Source organism: Novosphingobium sp. TK46 (assembly GCF_055361525.1).
On the sequence record NZ_CM143963.1, the window covers coordinates 1,492,837 to 1,512,424 of the forward strand.

The window sequence follows — 19,588 nt, forward strand, 5'->3', positions numbered from 1 at the left end:
GGAACGCGCCCGCGCGCCCTTTCCCCTACCAAGAGAGGCAAACTTTGGTTAGGGCCCAGCCAAGATCGCAGTTCGGCCTTGCCGGGCGCGGTGTGCGATTGCGGGAGAATGGCGCGTGTCCGACGAAACCAGGGTTCAGTTCACCGACCGCGAGGCGCTGTTCTATCACCAGACGATCCGTCCGGGTAAGATCGAAATCATCGCGTCCAAACCGATGGCGACCCAGCGCGACCTGAGCCTCGCCTACTCGCCCGGCGTCGCCGTGCCGGTGCAGGCGATCGCCGACAATCCCGCCGACGCCTACGAATACACCGCCAAGGGCAACCTCGTCGCCGTGATCTCCAACGGCACCGCGATCCTGGGCATGGGCAACCTTGGCGCGCTCGCGTCCAAGCCGGTGATGGAAGGCAAGGCGGTGCTGTTCAAGCGCTTCGCCGACGTCGATTCCATCGACATCGAGCTCGCATCCGAAGACACCGACGCCTTGATCGAGGCGATCGCGATGATGGAGCCGAGCTTCGGCGGCATCAACCTTGAGGACATCAAGGCGCCGGAATGCTTCATCATCGAGCAGGCCCTGCGTGAGCGGATGAAGATCCCGGTCATGCACGACGACCAGCACGGCACCGCGATCATCGCCGCCGCCGGTCTCGTCAACGCCTGCTTTCTGACCGGGCGCAAGTTCGAGGACGTGAAGGTGGTGGTCAACGGCGCCGGCGCCTCGGCGCTCGCCTGCACCGCGCTGATCAAGTCGATGGGCGTGCGCCACGAGAACGTGATCGTGTGCGATACCAAGGGCGTGATCTATCGCGGCCGCGCCAACGTCGACCAGTTCAAGTCGGCGCATGCGATCGACACCGACATGCGGACGCTCAGCGAAGCGATCGTGGGTGCCGACATCTTCCTGGGCCTTTCGGCCAAGGGTGCGGTGACGCAGGACATGGTGCGCAAGATGGCCGACCAGCCGATCATCTTCGCGATGGCCAATCCGGATCCCGAGATCAACCCGCCCGACGCCATGGCGGTACGCCCCGATGCGATCGTCGCCACCGGCCGCTCGGACTATGCGAACCAGGTCAACAACGTCCTTGGCTTTCCTTTCATCTTTCGCGGCGCGCTCGACGTGCGCGCGACGGCGATCAACGAAGAGATGAAGATCGCCGCCGCCAACGCCATCGCCGAACTGGCGCGCGAGCAGGTGCCCGAGGAAGTCGCGGCGGCATACGGCCAGAACCACCAGTTCGGCCGCAGCTACATCATCCCGGCGCCGTTCGATCCGCGGCTGATGGAGCGCGTCTCCTCCGCCGTCGCCAAGGCGGCGATGGACAGCGGCGTGGCGCAAAAGCCGATCGAAGACTTCGACGCCTATCGCCATGCGCTCAAGAGCCGGCTGAACCCGACCACCTCCGTGCTGACGCAGGTCTATGCGCAAGTGAAGGCAGAGCCCAAGCGGATGATCTTCGCCGAGGCAGAGCACGAAGTCGTGCTGCGCGCAGCCGTCCAATACCGTGAGTTCGGCTATGGCGAGCCGGTGCTGGTCGGCCGCACCCAGGCCGTGATCGACAAGATGGTAGAATTGGGCGTCAGCAATCCCGAAAGCTACGAGATCCAGAACTCGCTGGTATCCGACCATGTCGAACCGATGGTCGAGATGCTCTACGAGCGGCTGCAGCGCCGCGGCTATCTGGAGCGCGACGTGCGCCGGATGGTCAATCAGGATCGCAACGTGTTCGCCTCGGGCCTGCTCAAGCTGGGTGTCGGCGATGCGATGATCACCGGCATGACCCGGCCCTTCGCGCAATCGCTCAAGGAAGTGCGGCGTATTCTCGATCCGCGCCCCGGCGCATTGCCGTTCGGCATCCACATGATGGTGGCGAAGAACCATACCGTGTTCATGGCCGACACCACCATCAACGAGCGTCCGAGCCCCGAGGATCTCGCGGTGATCGCGCGCGAAACCGCTGCGGTCGCTCGCCGTCTCGGGCACGAGCCGCGCGTCGCGTTCCTGTCCTATTCGACCTTCGGCAATCCTTCGGGGCGCTGGCTGGATAATATCCGGGCGGCAGTGCAGATCCTCGACCGCGAGGAACAGCCGTTCGAGTACGAGGGCGACCTTGCTCCCGACGCGGCGCTGAACCCCAACATCATGAAGCTGTACCCGTTCTCGCGCCTGTCCGCGCCGGCCAACGTGCTGGTGATGCCGGGTCTGCAGTCCGCCAACATCTCGGCCAAGCTGCTGCGCGAACTGGCGGGCGCGACCACCATCGGACCGATGCTGATCGGCATGGAAAAGCCGGTGCAGGTGGTGCCGATGACCGCGATCGCGCCCGACGTGCTGACCAGCGCCGTGCTGGCCGCTGCCGGTGTGGTGGGGTAGGCGCCTACCACACCGCCGGGTGGTACTCGCATCAGGCGAAAGTCGCGGCGACGCCCAGCGTGGTTTTCTGCGCCTGGGTGATCGCGGTGATGATCCTGACCAGCAGCCAGGCAGCGGCCATCATCAGGGCGTCACTGATCATCGCGAGCGCCGGGGCGATCTGCATGATCGCAGGCGAGCTGCTAGGCAGTACGCTCGCGTTGCTGAAGATGTTGGCCAGGATCCAGGCACCCCACCAGAACTTCAATATACTGGTTTGGCCATCGGTCACCTCACGCGTCCCGCTGCGGGTCCAGAGCTGTCGCATCGCGTCGAACGGCTTGACCAGATTGGCGATGGGGATGAAGTACCAGCCGATCGCCCAACTCGGATCCATCGTCGGACCCTGCGCACGCGTGAACTTCAGATGGGCGTGCGCCCGGTAGATCCACATCGCGACCAGGATCATGGTGACGATCATCACGACGAACGTGACGATCAGGATCGCCAACGCGACCGTGCTCCAGGGGTCGGAGCCACCGTTTTCGGCATCGACCCATCCGACCCATTCGGCAGCGGTTTCCAAGGTCGAGAATGGCAGCACGCCCATGTAGGCATACAGCGCAAAACGCGCTCTATGCGCGTACCTGTCCAACAGAGGCAGACCGCGATCGAGGGGGCGTTCACTCATGCCTGCTCCTGCCTCCGAGAACCTGGACCGAGCCGCCCGGCGACCGGCAATCCTAACGCGCGTAGCGACCTCAGAACCAGGCTTTGTAAATCCCGAAAGCACTGGTCAACGTCAACACCACGCCAACCAGCGTCAACATCGGCTTGACCGGGATGCGCTTGGCCGCCCAGGCCCCGATGGGCGCCGCCGCAACCCCGCCGATGAGCAAGCCCAGCGTCGCCCCGGCCACATTGGCGAGGCCAAGGTGCCAGATGAAGGCGGCCGATACCGTCAGCGTCAGGAAGAACTCGACCGAGTTGACGGTGCCCACCACCTTGCGGGGATCGGCGCCCTGGATCAGCAGGTTCGAGGTAACCACCGGCCCCCAGCCGCCGCCGCCCGCCGAATCGAGGAAGCCGCCGATCAGACCCAGCGGTGCGATGAACTTGGCTTCCTTCAGCTTGGGCGGATAGAGCAGGCCGCGTACCAGCAACCACACGCCGATCGCGGCCAGATAGATGAGGACGAACGGCTTCACCACGCCGGCATCCAGCGACGTCAGCACATAGGCGCCCAATACGCCGCCGATGATGCCGGGGACCAGCAGGCTGAAGAACAGCTTGCGATCGATATTGCCATGCAACAGGTGGCTGACGCCGGACGTGGCGGTGGTGAAGCATTCGACCAGATGCACGCGCTGGGATGCCAGCGCCGGGGGCACGCCAAGCACTGCCACGAGCATGGTGTTGGTGATCACACCGAATGCCATGCCAAGCGCGCCGTCGACCAACTGCGCGGCAAAGCCGACGGCGATGAACGGCAGAAGCGCGGCGAGATCGAAACTTCCAAATGCCGTGCTGGCGAAATCCATGCGGTAGCTCTCCGTCGTCTACTTCGCTGGTAGACTTTCTGCCCTCAAGTTCCAGTGGATTATTGTTGCCCCCTCCGAAGCACCACTTTGCCGGGGCCTAACCAACGATGCTTTTGGCCACCGCCTCGGCGACCTTGATACCGTCGATGGCGGCGGAAAGGATGCCGCCGGCGTAGCCCGCGCCTTCTCCGGCCGGAAACAGCCGTGCGGTGTTCAGGCTCTCGAACTGCTTGTCGCGCGTGATGCGGATCGGAGAGGACGTGCGTGTTTCCACCCCGGTCATCACGACGTCAGGATGATCGTAGCGGCTGATCTGCCGGCCAAACGCGGGCAGCGCTTCACGCATGGCTTCGACCGCAAAAGCCGGCAGGCAGTGCGACAAGTCGGTCATGGTCACGCCCGGCTTGTAGGAGGGCGTGACCTCGCCAAGCTCTGTCGATGCGCGTCCCGCCAGAAAATCGCCGACCTTCTGCCCCGGGGCCGAATAGTTGCGGCCGCCCGCCTCGTAGGCGAGCGATTCCCAATGCCGCTGGAAGGCGATTCCGGCCAGCGGCCCATCGGGATAGTCGCGCGCCGGATCGATCCCGACGACAAGGCCCGAATTGGCGTTGAACTCCGCGCGCGAATACTGGCTCATACCGTTGGTGACGACGCGGCCCTCCTCGGATGTCGCGGCCACCACGCGCCCGCCGGGGCACATGCAGAAGCTGTAGACCGTGCGCTCGTTCGCGCAGTGATGCGCGAGGGAGTAGGACGCCGCGCCAAGGTCGGGATGCCCGGCGCAGTTGCCATAGCGGGCGCGATCGACCCAGCTCTGCGGATGCTCGATCCGCACGCCGATCGAGAACGGCTTGGCCTCGATGTGCACCCCGCGCGCATGCAGCATCTCGAACGTCGGCCGCGCGCTGTGACCGACAGCGAGCACGACATGATCGGCTTCCAGAAACGAACCGTCATGCAGATGCAGGCCGCGAACCCGCTGGCGCCCCTCGCCATCGCGATCCAGCGCTATATCGTCGACCCGCGTTTCCCAGCGGTATTCGCCCCCGAGCGCCTCGATGCTGGCGCGCATGCTTTCCACCATCGTGACCAGCCGGAACGTGCCGATGTGCGGATGCGCCTGCCACAGGATATCGTCAGGAGCGCCGGCCTTCACGAACTCTTGCAGCACCTTGCGGCCCAGAAAGCGCGGATCCTTGACCCGGCAGTAGAGCTTGCCATCGGAGAAGGTGCCCGCCCCGCCTTCCCCGAACTGGACGTTGGAATCGGGGTTCAGCTCGGCCCGGCGCCACAGACCCCAGGTGTCCTTGGTGCGCTGGCGCACGACCTTGCCGCGATCGAGGATGATCGGGCGAAAACCCATCTGCGCCAGGATCAGCCCGGCGAACAGGCCGCAGGGACCGGCTCCGATGACGACCGGTCGCAGACCCGACCAGCCCTCGGGAGCAGAGGCGACGAAGCGGTAGCCGGTGTCGGGCGTCGGCCGCACATCCTTGTCGCCGGCCAGGCGCGTCAGCACCTCGGTCTCGTCGGCAAGTTCGACGTCGACGGTATAGACCAGCAGGATTGCGGTGCGGCGGCGCGCGTCGTTGCCGCGCTTGGCGATGGTGAACCCGATCAACGATTCGCGCGCTACGCCCAGGCGTTGGGCGATCGCTGCCGGCAAAGCATCCGGCTCATGGTCGAGCGGCAGGCCGAGCCCGGAAAGTCGCAGCATCAGCCCGCCATCGCACGCCGGTAGCGGAAGTACCAGACTTCGTGGCCTAGCTTGCGCGCCTTCGCCTCATAGCGGGTCTCGGGCCAGCCGCCGGGGCGGCGCAGGAAATCCTGTGGCCCCTCGGCCAGCCACGCGAACTCGGCCGTGTGGCGCTGCATCACCATCAGCGCGTGGCGCAGATAGACCGGATGGTCGGTGCCGAAACGAAATTCGCCGCCGGGCTTGAGCTTGGCCGCGATCAACCGCACCGGCCCGTCGTTCATCATCCTGCGCTTGGCATGGCGCGCCTTGGGCCAGGGATCGGGATGCAGCAGGTACACGAACGACAGCGTTCCGTCGGGTATGCGGGCCAGCACTTCCAGGGCGTCGCCGTGATGGATGCGCACATTGCCCAAGGGCGTGCCGGCGCCGTTATCGCCTTCCACATGGGTCAGCGCCTGCGCCACTCCGTTGAGGAACGGCTCGCAACCGATGAAGCCATGGTCGGGCAGCATGTCGGCGCGACCGGCCATGTGTTCGCCGCCGCCGAAGCCGATCTCGAAATGGAGCGGACGCGCCGATCCGAACAACCGCTCGGCCGTGATCGGCCCATCGTCAGGCACGGCGATGCGTGGCAGCAAGGTATCGATCAGCCCCTGCTGGCCGGCACGCAGGGTCTTGCCCTTGGCACGGCCATAGAGACGGCTGAGGGTGGTCGGGTCGCCGGGCTTGTTAGCGGTCATGGCGGCGCGCGATGGCAGGCGCACCGGCGCGGGTCAATGCCGGGCATGATCATGCGCCGCCACGAGCGACCGTGAACGATCGCCTGCCGCTTTGCGCAATCCAGCTCAGGAAGTCACCCGAGGGGATGGCCAGACTGTTGGCAGGCGCGGCGCCACGCCAGCGGTAGACCGTAGCCGCAACCGCAGGCCCGCCCACGACATGCACGCGCCTGGCCTCGCGTCGATACTCGGGCCCTTCGTAGCGATCGAGCCGCGCGAGATCTCCGGGTTCCAGCGCGACCCGGATGAGCGTTCCATGGCATCGCTCCCACGGCCTGCCGCGCACCAGTGCCGGGAACCAGCCGGTGCCCCCTTTGATCGCGATCAGGCGGCCGGGGACCGTCGCCGCCCGTGCTTCATGCGCACGTGAACCAAGCCATCGCGCCATCGCGGTATCGGCGCCGGGCCGCAGCGTGCCATATACGAACAGGCGCATGCGTCCGCGGCAGCAGCCTAGTGGTGACAGGCCATCGCCTCGACGACGTCCTCCAGCCGTGCAGGATCCCCCAAGGCAAGAACATGCCCATCGGAGCCCTGGTGGAGCGGGTCGCCGTTCCAGTCGCACATCGTGCCGCCGGCGCCTTCGACAATGGGGACCAGCGCCGCCCAGTCGTGCAGCTTCAGACCCGCCTCGCAGATGACGTCGATGTGGCCGCTGGCGAGCAGGCCGTAGTTATAGCAGTCACCGCCCATCATCATCCGCTTGTGATCGGTCTTGGCGGCGAGCGCCATGAAATGCCCGCCCTCGTGATCATCGAAATACTGCGGCCCCGTGGTCGCCAGCATCGCCTGGTCCAGCGCCGGACAGGCGCTCGTACGTGCCTCGGCTCCGTTGAAGCGCGTCGGCCTGCCGCTGGCCCCGACCCACCGTTCGCCTAGGATCGGTTGGTCGATCACGCCCAGCACCGGCCAGCCGTCCACCAGCAAGGCGATCAGGGTGCCGAAGATCGGTCGGCCACCGATGAACGATACGGTGCCATCGATCGGGTCCAGCACCCAGGTTCGGCCGCTGACGCCCTCGTCCTCGCCGAACTCCTCCCCGATTACGCCGTCGCGCGGAACCTCGGCCTTGAGGATGCGGCGCATCGCTTCTTCAGCGGCGCGGTCGGCCACAGTGACGGGCGAGGCGTCGTCCTTGCGCTCGGACATGAGGCCACTACGAAAGTGCGGACGGATCGCGGCACCGGCGGCATCGGCGAGGCGTAAGGCGAGGGCAAGTTCGTCGTCGAGTTTCATGCCGCCGCTGTGCCACTGTGGCGCGTGACCGGCAAGCCACACCTCAGAGGCGCCGCCACTAGGGTAAACGACTCCAATATTTACTCACGCCAGACTATTCCCATAAAATAGGTTCAAACCCGTGCAATCCGCCGACGGAACAGATGTAGTTCTTATTGATTTAGGCCTACCAACCGCACCGGGCGTTAACCATCAAGCCAGGGAAAGGGAGCATCATCCGCACTTCGCGACCGGCCATTGATGCGCGCGTGAAGCCCGGCCTTGGCGCGACCAGGGATGGCCAGCCGCTATCCTATAATCGTGCTCCGGCCGCCGACCTGGCTGGCCTTGTCGCGCGATTGTCGGTCACCAGGCTGGAGCTGAAAAGCGGCCGCTCGCTGTCCTGCGGCCTGTTTGCCGATACGGCCGGCTTTCGCTTTCAGCTTGCCGGGGATTTTCGCATCCAAACCGTGAACGGCATGCAGCATCATGGCCAGGGACCCTTGTTCTTCGGTCCGCAGTCCAAGCTTATGCCGGTGCACGTCGATGGCGACCTCATCAGCATCGGCATCTCATTCCGGCCCAGTGCATGGCCGATGCTGTTCGACCAGCCAATGACCGACTTCGTCGATCAGGTCATCGTCAGCCAACGCTGGTCGTACGATTACGTGTTTCCCCGACTGGACCCCCAAGGGTCGCCGGAGGATTGGCTTCAAGTGATGGAGGATTTGCTCCGCGAAGAGCGCAAGCGATCGACCGGCGCCGATCCGAACCCGGTTACGGCTCGCTTGGAAGAGATCGCCTTTCTCGACCCCGCGGTCTCGATCGCACAAGCCGCACGGGAAATCGGCGTGGACCGAAGAAAGCTCGAACGGCTCGTGGTCCGCGACTTCGGCATGTCGCCCAAGCAAATGCTGAAACGCGCGCGTGCGCTGGACATGGCGAGCTATTTGCGTGGCGTGGCCGACGGCGACGAAGGCGAGGCGCTGGCGCTGCGCTATTACGACGAGAGCCATCTGATCCGGGAGTTCGTGGAACTGTTCGGAATGTCCCCGCGCCAGTTCGCGGCATTGCCCCAGCCCTTGCTCACGCTCAATCTCGAGATCCGCCAGGCGCGACGGCTGGAGATGATCAAACGCCTCGCGCCTGGGGCCAAGCGTCCGTGGGAGTGAGTTAAGCCTAGTCGAACAGGCTTGAGACCGAGCTTTCGTCGGCAATGCGGCGAATCGCCTCGCCCAGCAGGGGTGCTATGGTGAGAGTACGGATGCGATCGGATTGCTTGGTGGCATCGGTCGCCAGGATCGAATCGGTTATCACCAGTTCCGTCAGTGCCGAATTGTTCACCCGCGCCACGGCCCCGCCGGACAGGACGCCATGAGTGATGTAAGCGGTAACGCTCTTGGCGCCGGCGTCGAGCAGCGCCTGCGCCGCGTTGCACAAGGTGCCGCCCGAATCGATGATGTCGTCGATCAGGATGCAGGCACGGTCCTTCACGTCGCCGATGATGTTCATCACCTCCGACTGGCCGGGCCGGTCACGGCGCTTGTCGACGATCGCCAGCGGAGCGTTGTCGAGCCGCTTGGCGAGCGCGCGCGCGCGAACCACGCCGCCGACGTCGGGCGACACGACCATCAGATCCTGCCCGCCGAGGCGCGCCTGGATGTCCGCCGACATGACCGGGGCGGCAAACAGGTTGTCGGTGGGAATGTCGAAGAAGCCCTGGATCTGCCCGGCATGCAGATCGCACGACAGCACGCGGTCGGCGCCGGCCTGGGTGATCAGGTTCGCAACCAGCTTGGCCGAGATCGGGGTGCGTGGCCCCGGTTTACGATCCTGACGCGCATACCCGAAGTAAGGCACCACCGCCGTGATCCGCTTGGCCGAGGCGCGGCGTAGCGCGTCGATGCAGATCAGCAGTTCCATAAGGTTGTCGTTGCACGGGAAGCTGGTTGGCTGGACCACGAACACGTCCTCGCCGCGTACGTTCTCGTGGATCTCGACGAAGACCTCCTCATCGGCGAAGCGACGAACACTGGCATCGGTCAGCGGCTGCTCGAGATAGCCTGCGACCGCACGCGCGAGCGGCAGGTTGCTGTTGCCGGACATGATCTTCATCGCGAGGGGTTCCTTGGCCGCGTCAGGACGCGCCCGCCTCTACCCCAGCGTCACGCGATTGCAAGACAACGGGTGTCGACAACGCGAGACGATTACGCGCCGTGCTGTTCGCAACACAACAAAGGCCCCGTCATCCTCGCGAGAGAGATGACGAGGCCTTGGCAATGCCAGGTGGGTATCAGGACTTGGGCAGTGTCAGCCCGGCTTGCGGTGCTCGCCCTTGATCCAGCGCACGGTGCCCGAACTGGCGCGCATCACGACGCTCTCGGTGGTCATGGTGCCATCCTTGCGACGCTTCACGCCGTCGAGGAGCGAACCGCTGGTCACGCCGGTGGCGGCGAAGATGCAGTCGCCCTTGGCAAGGTCGTGCAGCTTGTAGACGCGATCGAGATCCTCGATGCCCCACTTGCGGGCGCGGCCACGCTCATCATCATTGCGGAACAGCAGGCGACCGTTCATCTGGCCACCGACGCAGCGCAGGGCCGCAGCGGCAAGCACGCCTTCGGGAGCGCCGCCCGAACCCATGTACATGTCGATCGTGGTGTCCTCGTCGGTCACCGCGATCACGCCGGCGACGTCGCCGTCACCGATCAGCACGACGCCGCAGCCCAGCGCGCGCAACTCGGCGATCAGCGCCTCGTGACGCGGACGGTCGAGCACGCAGACGTTGATCTGGCCCGGCTCGACACCCTTGGCGGCGGCGACGGCCTTGACGTTCTCGGTCGGCGACTTGTCGAGCGAGATGATGTCCTCGGGGTAGCCGGGGCCGACCGCAAGCTTGTCCATGTAGACGTCGGGCGCGTTGAGCAGGCCGCCCTCTTCGGCAGCGGCGAGCACGGCGAGCGAGTTCGGGCCGGCCTTGGCGCAGATGGTGGTGCCTTCCAGCGGATCGAGCGCGATGTCGATCTTGGGGCCCTTGCCCGGTGCGCCACCGACCTTTTCACCGATGAACAGCATTGGCGCTTCGTCGCGTTCGCCTTCGCCGATGACGACGGTGCCGTCCATGTAGAGTTCGTCGAACGCCTCGCGCATCGCTTCGACGGCGGCATGGTCGGCGGCCTTTTCGTCGCCTCGCCCGATCAGTTCCGAAGCGGCGATCGCGGCGGCCTCGGTCACACGGACCATTTCAAGGACCAGGACGCGATCGAGGACTTGGCTTGCAGGAGTCGACTTGTGTGGCATGTTCACTCCGGATTAAGCGTGACGGCGTGCTTTAAGGTACGAAGCGCTTAGACAGAGGAACCCCAATTGTCGAGACGATGCGCCTCTATCCTTTTACTGTTCGTCGCAGGGGCCATTGCGGCCCCCGCTTCGGCACAGACCGTCTCCGATCGGGACCGAGAGGTCGCGCGCGGGCTCATGCTGCGCGTCGGCAAGCTCGCGCCACCGGCACGGCCGCGTTGCGAAGCGCCCAAGGGCGACGATATCGTGGTCTGCGCGCAGGATCAGAAGCAGTTCCGCGCCCAGGGCAGCAGCGACGAGGATCCGACCGGCAAGGCGGGCACCAACGACGGTCGCCTTACGCCTCCGGACGTCGCCGGCAACGGCATCTTCAAGGGCAAGCCGACGATGGGCGGCATGTGCCTGATCCCGCCGTGCGCCGCGCCCAAGGCCTACATGATCGACCTCGCGAGCATTCCCGACGCGCCGGCGGGATCGGAGGCCGACAAGATCGCCAAGGGCGAGATCCGCGCGCCCTAGCGGTCTGCCGACTGGCCCCGTCGAGGCGTTCGGTCCGATACCGGGCCTGCAAACGCGGGCCTGGGGCTTCAGCCGCCGATGATCTGCATCACCAGCGGCGGACGGGCGACGCTGTCCGACCCCTCGAGGATGCGCAGCGCCTCACTCACCGCCGCCTCGGGGCCTTCATGCGTCACCAGCGCGACGATCACATCGCCGCCCTGGTCGCCTCGGCCCTTCTGGATGAAGCTTTCGATCGACACGCCGGCATCGCGCATCGCCGCGGTGATTTCCGCCAGCACGCCGGGACGATCGGGCACGATGAAGCGCAAGTAGGCACGGCCGACGCGGTGCCCCGATTCCGCGGGCTCCAGCGCCTCGAGCTCGCTGGACGGCATCGAGAACGCCGCCCCCTTTTCGCCCCGCGCGATGTCGATGAGATCGGCGACCACGGCGCTCGCGGTCGGACCATCACCGGCGCCCGCCCCCTGGAACAACAGTCGGCCCATGAAATTGCCCTCGGCCACGACCGCATTGGTCGCACCATCGACGCTTGCCAGCGGATGATCGCAAGGGACCAGGTGCGGGCGGACGCGCTGGAACAGTCCGCGGGGGGTGCCCTGACCGGTCGCGCCGCCGTCGATCTCGGCCGTTCCGATCAATCGAATGACATAGCCGAGCGCACGCGCCTGGGAAATATCGGCAGCCATGACCCCGGTGATCCCGGTCGTCTCCACCGCATCGAAGCGCAGCCGCGTGCCGAACGCGATACCGGCCAGAATCGCCAGCTTGTGCGCCGCATCGATACCCTCGACGTCGAAAGTCGGATCGGCCTCGGCATAGCCGAGCCGCTGCGCTTCGGCGAGCACGTCCGCGAAATCGCGCCCGGTGTCTTCCATCGTCGACAGGATGTAATTGCAGGTGCCGTTGAGGATGCCATAGACCCGCTCGATCGCGTTGGCGGCCGCGCCTTCGCTCAGCCCCTTGATGACGGGAATGCCGCCGGCCACCGCCGCCTCGAACTTCAGCGCGACGCCCGCCGCCTCGGCCGCAGCCGCCAGTTCGAGCCCATGATGCGCGATCATCGCCTTGTTGGCGGTCACGAACGACTTGCCGCTGGCGATCGTCTTTCGCGCCAACGTCAACGCCGGCCCGTCGGAACCTCCGACCATCTCGACGACCACGTCGATCTCGGGCCGTGCCGCCATCTCGGCGGGATCGTCGAGCCAGAGATAGGACGACAAGTCGATGCCGCGATCCTTGCCGCGATCTCGTGCGCTGACCGCCGCGATGCGAATCGGCCGGCGAGCACGACGGGCGATCAAGGCGGCATTGGTCTCGATAAGGCGCACGACGCCCGATCCCACGGTGCCTAGCCCAGCAAGGGCGATGTTCAACGGTTCAGCCATGACGCTCCTTTTCGGGTGCGCGCCCTAGGCGAGGCGAGCGCCGAAGGCCAGCGGCTTGCGCATGGCACCCGCACCGTGGCGCCCGGCGCCACCCAGCACCGCTACAATGTGCGGGGACAGGGGCCAAGCGAGTCCATCACCAGGCGGTAGTCCGCCTCCGCCATGCCCCTTGCCTCCTCGCCTTCCGACATATTGGCCTTGCCGGGCAGGCGCTGGGGCAGGAAGCAGGCGAGCCGATACCATTGTACGGTCTCTCGCTGTGGTGGATGCTCGACTTCGGCAACCAGTTCGGAGAACGACGCCCCCCATCTCGGCGGCTGATTCGGTTGGTGCCGCACCGTCACGCTTGCCGCCGATCCATCCGCCGTGGTCAGGAAAATCTGCGTCTCGCCTTCACCCGCCAGGGTGCCCGGCACGTATGCCAGTTCCCGCACCCCGGTCACCCGCGCGGGCGCGCCGGGGGCAAGCAGTTCGGTCAGGATCGCGCGCAACCGGGTCTCGTTGCCTTGACCGCCGGCGATCTGCGCATTGGGGCGGACAAGCTGCAGTTCGCCGGGACGTCCCGAAACAGGACGTGCGAACACGATTACCTCGTCTTTCTTGCGCACGAACGGCTTGCCTCGCCCGTCCACCGGCAAGTCGACCAGATAGGCGAACGACTGTCCGATCGGGCTGGCCCCGGTAAGCAGCGCGACGGTCTCAGCCATCACATAGAACCGCGCGGTACCTGGCGCCGGCGCGCGCGCTCGCTCGTCCTCCACGCGCACCAGCTTGCGCACCCTGCCACGCACGACCAGCGGACTGCCATCGGCAAGGCCGGCAATATCGGCATAGGTCGGGCCGGACGGGCGCGATTCGGGCGGCACCGCCGCGGGGATGATCTGCGCCACCCCATTTTCCGGCAGCATTGTATACGAACCCGGCAGAGCCACTGCTGCAGCCAGAGGAAACGCCATCCGGCGCAAGGGTATAATCATCGTTGCGGTCTTCCGGTAAACTGCGTTACGCCGATCATGGCACGGGCGTCGGCAAGGGCCAAATTTCCTTTGGACTGGAGGCACCAGCTGCTGAATTGCGCGTTAACGCCTTGTGGGAATACAATGCCGTTGCGTGTGGGTAGATCCGACGCTAAGAATTTCGCAGAAGCGGGGCTATTAGCCAAAAAAAAGGCCCCCGGATGGTTTTCCCAATCTACGGACACGTTCGTAATGGGTTGGCCGGCAGCCGTCAGGGTGGATATAGATTGTTCTTCATGGGTGTCGCGACCGCGGCGCTCGTGGGCTCCCGCCGGGCTTAGCCCCGAGTCCTGTTAGATGGAGTGATGTATCTGAATGGCTTACGCTGACCAAACAATGAGCGGTAACAAGATTACCGCGCTCGTCATTGTGGCGCTGATACATATCTTCGTTGGTTACGCGCTCGTCACCGGCCTCGCGTATGAGGCGGCGAAGAAGGTCATGCAAAAAGTGACCACCGTGGACATCAAGGAAGAAGAACCGAAGAAGGAGGAACCGCCACCACCTCCGCCGGAGAAGAAGCTCGACACGCCACCGCCGCCGGTGGCTCCTCCGGTCAAGATCAACGTGGCTACCCGGCCGCCGGAAATCGCGACAGTTCAAATCGCGCCACCACCGGCTCCGCCGGTCGTTCTTGCCGCGCCAGCGCCGATCGTGGCGCCACCGGCACCGCCCGCTCCCAAGGGCGCGACATCGGGTGTACAGCCAAGGGGCAACCCAGGTTCGTGGGCGACGGATGCGGATTATCCGCAGCGTGCTCTGCGCGAGGAAAAGGCCGGTACGGCGACGTTCCGCGTGACCGTCGGCACCGATGGCCGCGTGGTGGACTGCACGATCACCGGTTCGAGCGGAACGCCCGAACTCGATGACGCGACCTGCAAGAACGTGAGCCGCAGGGCGCGCTTCAAGCCGGCGATGCAGGATGGTCAACCGGTACAGTCGACCTACACCAATCGCATCCGCTGGGTCATTCCGCAGTGATCCCGATCCGGCCGATCCATTCTAAGTGATCTGCCAGGCGACGCCGGGCCGTCCGCGTCGCCTTCCAACTTCGCTTACCTGTTTCAAGAGGACTTAACCGCATGCTTATCAATCTTCTCGCAGCAGGCGCCCAAGGCGCGCCTCAGAACAAGTTCGGCTTCGTAGAGGCGCTCGAGCAGGGCGGTTTCATCGCTTATGCGACGGTCATCATCCTGGGCATCATGTCGTTCGGCTCGTTCTACATCCTGTTCACCAAGTGGTTCGAACAGTCGAAGATCCTGCGTCAGTTCGGCACGATCCGTACGCACTTCTGGAAGGCACCGACGCTTCGCGAAGGTTCGACCAAGCTCGAGAAGAACAGCGCCTGGCGCCAGCTGGTCGAAGACGGTCTGGTTGCCGAGGACCAGCATGCCAAGATGACCGACGCTCTTGAAGCACACGACTGGATGCACAGCTCGCTGGCGCGTTCGGAAGCCTCGATCCTAGCGCGTCTCGCTTCGGGTCTGCCGTTCCTCGCCACCGTCGGCGCGACCTCGCCGTTCGTCGGTCTGTTCGGCACCGTCGTCGGCATCTACCGCGCTCTGATCGCAATCGGTCTGGCCGGTTCGGCTTCGATCGACAAGGTCGCTGGCCCGGTCGGTGAAGCTCTGATCATGACTGCGCTCGGTCTGCTCGTCGCCGTTCCGGCGGTGCTCGCCTACAACTACCTGCAGGCCCGCAACAAGCGTATCGCCGAACTGCTGACCGGCTTCTCGAACGACGTGCTGGCCAACATCACCTCGCGCGGTGCGGTCAAGCCTGTGGTTGCGGTCGCACCGACCAAGACCGTCGCTGCCCCGGCGAAGCCCGCCGCCACCCCGGTCAAGTCGTAAGGCTACCGGCGACGATCGCTCTGCCTCGCGGCAGGACGATCGTCGCGGATGCGAACCGGTGGGTGGGCATGCACGCTCACCGGCCGCTCCCGAGGGAAGCCCGAACATCTGGGCTAGGAACTAGGACAAGACTATGGCGATTTCCACGGGCGGAGGCGGTGTAGAGTCACCGATGTCCGACATCAATACGACGCCGCTGGTCGACGTTATGCTCGTGCTGCTGATCATCTTCCTCATCGCGGTTCCGGTCGCGATCCAGACGATCGAGAAGTTGCGTATCCCGATCATCGTGTCGACCGAATCCAAGGACAAGGTGGACAACCTGTTGCTCACCGTTTCAACCACCGACGAGGGTGGCCGCGCCGCCGGCGAGCCCGGATTCCAGGGTGCGTCGCGAAACGGTGAATGCCGGATCTACTTCAACAACGTGACGCCGGTCACTTCAGAAGAGCTGCGCGATCGTGCGTTCAAGCGTCTCGACGACGTGGTCAAGCGTGAAGGCGGTCCCGAAGCCCTCAAGGCCAACCCGGACCTGATTCCGCAGGTGCATATTCGCGGCGATCAAAGCGCTCCCTGGCGTTGCGTGGCGGGTGCGATCTACAACGTGCAGGTCTCCGGTTATCCGACCGTCGGCTTCATCTCGAATCCCGTCGACCCGACCTGACGCGTCGGTTCCGCTAAGAAACTAGGAGTACTTCCCATGGCAATGTCAGGCGGCAAGGACGACGGCTCTCCGATGATGGAGATGAACACGACGCCGTTGATCGACGTCATGCTCGTGCTGCTCATCATGTTCATCATCACCATTCCGGTGGCGACTCACTCGATCGATATCGACCTGCCGGTGGCGACCCCGCCGACGAACACGCCCCCGCCGGTCGATCCGATCAAGAACAAGGTTGTGCTTACACCGGACGACAAGATCCTGTGGAACGGCACCCAGATCGACGGTCCCATACTGGTGAACAACCTCAAGGAATCGCTGACTTTCGCCAACGAGCCGGAGCTTCAGTTCCAGCCCGACGGCGGTGCCAGCTACGATCTGTCGGCCAAGGTGCTGCAGATCATCAAGGCATCGCAGGTCACCAAGTTCGGCTTCGTCGGCAACGAACAGTTCGCCGAATTCAACAAGTAATAAAACTGGCAACGAAAACCCGAAAGGGTCTGGAGGGGGGCGGAGCGATCCGCCCCCTTTTCGTTTGTGAAGCGATCTGGGCCCGCTCACAAAAGGATCAGAAAAACACGGGCTGCAGCGTCAGCCCATTGCGACGAACGCCAAAATGCGAGCCGCGCTTCACCAAATGCCAGCCGGCATCGGTAGCTGACCGCTCGGCCAGCGTCACGTCAGGCCTAGTCGCCCTCGATCGATTCGACCGCATCGGTGCGCATCGCCAGCGATGCCAGGCTCTCCGCCTCCAGCAGCAGGTCGTCGTCGGCGGCACCTGAAGGCAGGTTCTCTCGCCCGATCATCGAAATGACGGGTACCGATAGCGGGCTGATCCGGTCGAGATGCACATGGTCGATTTCGCGTGCCGCGCGATCGAGCACGTCTCCCACTCGCCCCACATCGGTCATCCGCGCCCGCGCATCCGCCCAGGCCGCCTGAATGAGAAGATGGTCAGGTTCGTACTTGCGCAGAACGTCGTAGATCAGATCGGTCGAGAAAGTGACCTGCTTGCCCGACTTGCGTTTGCCCGGCTGCTGACGCTCGACCAGGCCGGAGATCACCGCCACCTCGCGAAAGGCGCGACGCAGCAGATGGGATTGCTGTACCCAGTCGACGAATTCGTGAGTCAGGATGTCGGGCGAGAGCAGGTCGACGGGATCGTCCACCGGCTCCAGCCCCCATACGGCCAGCGTGTAATCAGTGGCGACGAATCCCAACGGGCCCAGGCCGCGATCTTCCATGCGCCGGGTCAACAGCATGCCCAGCGACTGATTCGCGTTCCATCCCTCGAACGTATAGTAGGTCGTGTAGGCGAGACCGCGATGCGGAAAGCTTTCGACCAGCAATCGCCCGGGCGCGGGCAGGTGAGAGCGGTAATCCTGCACCTCGAGCCATTCGCGCACGTCGTCGGGGAAGCGAGCCCATCCGGCCCGATCGGCCAGCATCTCGCGCACGCGCTCGGCCAGGGTGCCGCTGATCGGAAGGCGCACGCCGCCATAGCTCGGGATCGTCGCCGACTTCTTCGCCGCGCGCACGATCAGTTCCGATTCGCGCATCGATTCCACTTCGAGGTCGATGCCGGCGAAGCGGAAGGTATCCCCCGGCGAAAGACTGGCGCCGAACATCTCTTCGACCTTGCCCAATGAGCGGCCGTTTTTGAAACGCACCTCCAGCATCTCGCTGTCGACGATGATGCCGGCATTGAGGCGATGGCGGGCCGCATGCTCGGGATGCGCCAGCCGCCAGGTGCCGTCCCGGTCCTTCACGATCCGCTTGAAGCGATCGTAGGAGCGCAGCGAGTATCCGCCCGTCGCTACGAAATCGAGCACGCGAGCGAAGATCGTCTCGTCGATCCAGGCGTAAGGCAGCGAACTTCGTATTTCGCGCAGGAGCTGCTCTTCGCGGAACGGCCCGGCGCAGGCGCACCCCATGACATGCTGGGCAAGCACATCGAGGCCGCCATCGCGAAAGTCCTCGCCATCGCGGATCCCCAGAGCTACCGCTTCTTGCGCCGCCATCGCCTCGATGAACTCGAATCGATTGCCCGGCACCAGCATCGCCTTGCTCGATTGATCGAGCCGGTGATTGGCCCTCCCGATACGCTGAAGCAGCCGTGACGAGCCCTTTGGCGCGCCCATCTGCACGACCAGATCGATGTCGCCCCAATCGACGCCAAGGTCCAGGCTGGACGTGCAGACCAAGGCACGCAACTCTCCCCTGGCCATCGCGCCTTCGACCTTGCGTCGCGCCTCTTTCGACAGCGAGCCGTGATGGATGCCGATGGGCAGATTGTCTTCGTTGGCGTCCCACAACCAATCGAAGATGTATTCGGCAAGAAACCGCGTGTTGGTGAAGATCAACGTCGTACGATGATCGCGGATCTGGCTGTATAGCTGCGGAATCGCCCAAGTGGCCGCATGCCCGCTCCATGGAATGCGTTGCTCGTCCGGGAGCAGGATCGAGACTTCCGGATCGGCGCCTTTCTCACCCTGCACCAAGGCGACGCTGTCGATATCGCCCCAGGGGGCCAGCCAGCCGCGATAGTCCTCGGGTATCGCCACCGTGGCCGACAAGCCAACGCGCTGCATCTCGGGCGCAAGCGCCTGCAGACGCGACAGCGCGAGCGCCAGCAGATCACCGCGCTTACCGGTGGCGAAGGCATGGACCTCGTCGATCACCACGCGCTTAAGGCCGGTGAACAAGGTCGTGGCCTCTGGATAGCTCAGCAGCAGCGACAGGGATTCCGGCGTGGTGAGCAGCACGTGCGGTGGTCGCGCGCGCTGACGTGCCTTGCGGTCGGACGGCGTATCCCCGCTGCGCGTCTCGATACGCAGCGGCAGGCCAATCTCTTCCACCGGGGTCAGCAGATTGCGCTGCACGTCGTGCGCCAAGGCCTTGAGCGGCGAGACATACAGCGTGTGCAAGCCTTCGGGTGGCGGCGCTCCGTCCAACCGCGAGGGGCAGAACGCCGCGAGCGTCGGCAAGAAGCCCGCCAGCGTCTTGCCCGCGCCCGTATCCGCGACCAGCAATGCATGATGACCGGCATCTGCAGCGTCGAGCATTTCGCGCTGGTGCCGTCGCGGCGTCCACCCTCGTCCCGCGAACCAGGCATCTATCTCGGGTGGGACGCGAAGCGGTGAGACCATCCGTTGCAAGCTGGCGATCGGGCACACCAGAAGCAAGCAGGACCGCTAAGGTGCTGCAAACCATGGCACTTGCGGCAGGTAACTTAGGTTGCGTCCGACCGAGTGGCCGTTG

The 19,588-nt window shown here is 64.9% G+C and carries 18 protein-coding genes; 7 read left to right on the forward strand and 11 right to left on the reverse strand.

Annotation, left to right across the window (positions count from 1 at the left end; translation table 11 throughout):
• The first annotated feature begins 115 nt into the window (after positions 1-115).
• On the forward strand, positions 116-2,377 hold the full coding sequence (locus tag ACXJ1Z_RS07150) for an NADP-dependent malic enzyme (RefSeq protein WP_463780628.1): 2,262 nt from the start codon (positions 116-118) through the stop codon (positions 2,375-2,377).
• A 31-nt stretch (positions 2,378-2,408) separates the two neighbouring features.
• Here the strand turns inward: ACXJ1Z_RS07150 and ACXJ1Z_RS07155 are convergent, their stop codons facing one another.
• From ACXJ1Z_RS07155 to hisN, 6 genes are all read right to left on the reverse strand, one after another.
• Positions 2,409-3,047 carry a DUF4328 domain-containing protein gene (locus ACXJ1Z_RS07155; RefSeq protein ID WP_463780630.1) on the reverse strand — a complete coding sequence of 213 codons (639 nt, stop codon included), beginning with the start codon at positions 3,045-3,047 and terminating at the stop codon, positions 2,409-2,411.
• A 70-nt stretch (positions 3,048-3,117) separates the two neighbouring features.
• Positions 3,118-3,897, reverse strand: coding sequence for a sulfite exporter TauE/SafE family protein (locus ACXJ1Z_RS07160; protein ID WP_463780631.1), 780 nt, complete (start codon positions 3,895-3,897; stop codon positions 3,118-3,120).
• A gap of 97 nt (positions 3,898-3,994) precedes the next feature.
• Complete coding sequence (locus tag ACXJ1Z_RS07165) at positions 3,995-5,614, reverse strand: NAD(P)/FAD-dependent oxidoreductase (RefSeq protein WP_463780632.1); 1,620 nt, start codon at positions 5,612-5,614, stop codon at positions 3,995-3,997.
• Complete coding sequence (gene trmB / locus ACXJ1Z_RS07170; RefSeq protein WP_463780634.1) at positions 5,614-6,336, reverse strand: tRNA (guanine(46)-N(7))-methyltransferase TrmB; 723 nt, start codon at positions 6,334-6,336, stop codon at positions 5,614-5,616. The genes ACXJ1Z_RS07165 and trmB overlap by 1 nt, the downstream gene beginning before the upstream one ends.
• Before the next feature lie 49 nt (positions 6,337-6,385).
• Positions 6,386-6,811, reverse strand: a complete 426-nt coding sequence (locus tag ACXJ1Z_RS07175) for a gamma-glutamylcyclotransferase family protein (protein WP_463780636.1) — start codon at positions 6,809-6,811, stop codon at positions 6,386-6,388.
• A 17-nt stretch (positions 6,812-6,828) separates the two neighbouring features.
• Positions 6,829-7,611, reverse strand: a complete 783-nt coding sequence (gene hisN, locus ACXJ1Z_RS07180) for a histidinol-phosphatase (RefSeq protein WP_463780637.1) — start codon at positions 7,609-7,611, stop codon at positions 6,829-6,831.
• 248 nt (positions 7,612-7,859) lie between these two features.
• Here hisN and ACXJ1Z_RS07185 point away from each other — a divergent pair, with 248 nt between their 5' ends.
• Entirely contained in the window at positions 7,860-8,762 is a 903-nt protein-coding gene (locus ACXJ1Z_RS07185) for a helix-turn-helix domain-containing protein (RefSeq protein ID WP_463780639.1), read from the forward strand.
• 7 nt (positions 8,763-8,769) lie between these two features.
• On the opposite strand, the gene ACXJ1Z_RS07190 is transcribed toward ACXJ1Z_RS07185, so the two are convergent.
• Together ACXJ1Z_RS07190 and glpX are read right to left on the reverse strand one after the other, a co-directional pair.
• Positions 8,770-9,705 (reverse strand): ribose-phosphate pyrophosphokinase, encoded by a 936-nt coding sequence (locus tag ACXJ1Z_RS07190; protein WP_463780640.1) that lies wholly within the window; start codon positions 9,703-9,705, stop codon positions 8,770-8,772.
• A 195-nt stretch (positions 9,706-9,900) separates the two neighbouring features.
• Positions 9,901-10,887, reverse strand: a complete 987-nt coding sequence (gene glpX, locus ACXJ1Z_RS07195; protein WP_463780642.1) for a class II fructose-bisphosphatase — start codon at positions 10,885-10,887, stop codon at positions 9,901-9,903.
• 177 nt (positions 10,888-11,064) lie between these two features.
• On the opposite strand from glpX, the gene ACXJ1Z_RS07200 reads away from it, so the two are divergent.
• Positions 11,065-11,406: a hypothetical protein gene (locus ACXJ1Z_RS07200; protein WP_463780644.1), complete on the forward strand. Its 342-nt coding sequence runs from the start codon at positions 11,065-11,067 to the stop codon at positions 11,404-11,406.
• 68 nt (positions 11,407-11,474) lie between these two features.
• Here the strand turns inward: ACXJ1Z_RS07200 and ACXJ1Z_RS07205 are convergent, their stop codons facing one another.
• Together ACXJ1Z_RS07205 and ACXJ1Z_RS07210 are read right to left on the reverse strand one after the other, a co-directional pair.
• The gene (locus tag ACXJ1Z_RS07205; RefSeq protein ID WP_463780646.1) at positions 11,475-12,794 is read right to left on the reverse strand and encodes a homoserine dehydrogenase; all 1,320 of its coding nucleotides are present in this window, start codon (positions 12,792-12,794) and stop codon (positions 11,475-11,477) included.
• A gap of 101 nt (positions 12,795-12,895) precedes the next feature.
• Positions 12,896-13,702 carry a hypothetical protein gene (locus ACXJ1Z_RS07210; protein WP_463780647.1) on the reverse strand — a complete coding sequence of 269 codons (807 nt, stop codon included), beginning with the start codon at positions 13,700-13,702 and terminating at the stop codon, positions 12,896-12,898.
• 423 nt (positions 13,703-14,125) lie between these two features.
• Here ACXJ1Z_RS07210 and ACXJ1Z_RS07215 point away from each other — a divergent pair, with 423 nt between their 5' ends.
• The 4 genes from ACXJ1Z_RS07215 (at position 14,126) to ACXJ1Z_RS07230 (ending at position 16,798) form a co-directional block, all read left to right on the forward strand.
• Complete coding sequence (locus tag ACXJ1Z_RS07215; RefSeq protein WP_463780648.1) at positions 14,126-14,791, forward strand: energy transducer TonB; 666 nt, start codon at positions 14,126-14,128, stop codon at positions 14,789-14,791.
• Between the two features lie 101 nt (positions 14,792-14,892).
• Positions 14,893-15,663: a MotA/TolQ/ExbB proton channel family protein gene (locus tag ACXJ1Z_RS07220; RefSeq protein ID WP_463780650.1), complete on the forward strand. Its 771-nt coding sequence runs from the start codon at positions 14,893-14,895 to the stop codon at positions 15,661-15,663.
• A 133-nt stretch (positions 15,664-15,796) separates the two neighbouring features.
• Positions 15,797-16,327: an ExbD/TolR family protein gene (locus ACXJ1Z_RS07225; RefSeq protein WP_463780652.1), complete on the forward strand. Its 531-nt coding sequence runs from the start codon at positions 15,797-15,799 to the stop codon at positions 16,325-16,327.
• Positions 16,328-16,363: 36 nt separating this feature from the next.
• Positions 16,364-16,798 carry an ExbD/TolR family protein gene (locus ACXJ1Z_RS07230; RefSeq protein ID WP_463780654.1) on the forward strand — a complete coding sequence of 145 codons (435 nt, stop codon included), beginning with the start codon at positions 16,364-16,366 and terminating at the stop codon, positions 16,796-16,798.
• 215 nt (positions 16,799-17,013) lie between these two features.
• Here the strand turns inward: ACXJ1Z_RS07230 and ACXJ1Z_RS07235 are convergent, their stop codons facing one another.
• Entirely contained in the window at positions 17,014-19,476 is a 2,463-nt protein-coding gene (locus ACXJ1Z_RS07235; RefSeq protein ID WP_463780656.1) for a ligase-associated DNA damage response DEXH box helicase, read from the reverse strand.
• Positions 19,477-19,588 lie beyond the last annotated feature (112 nt).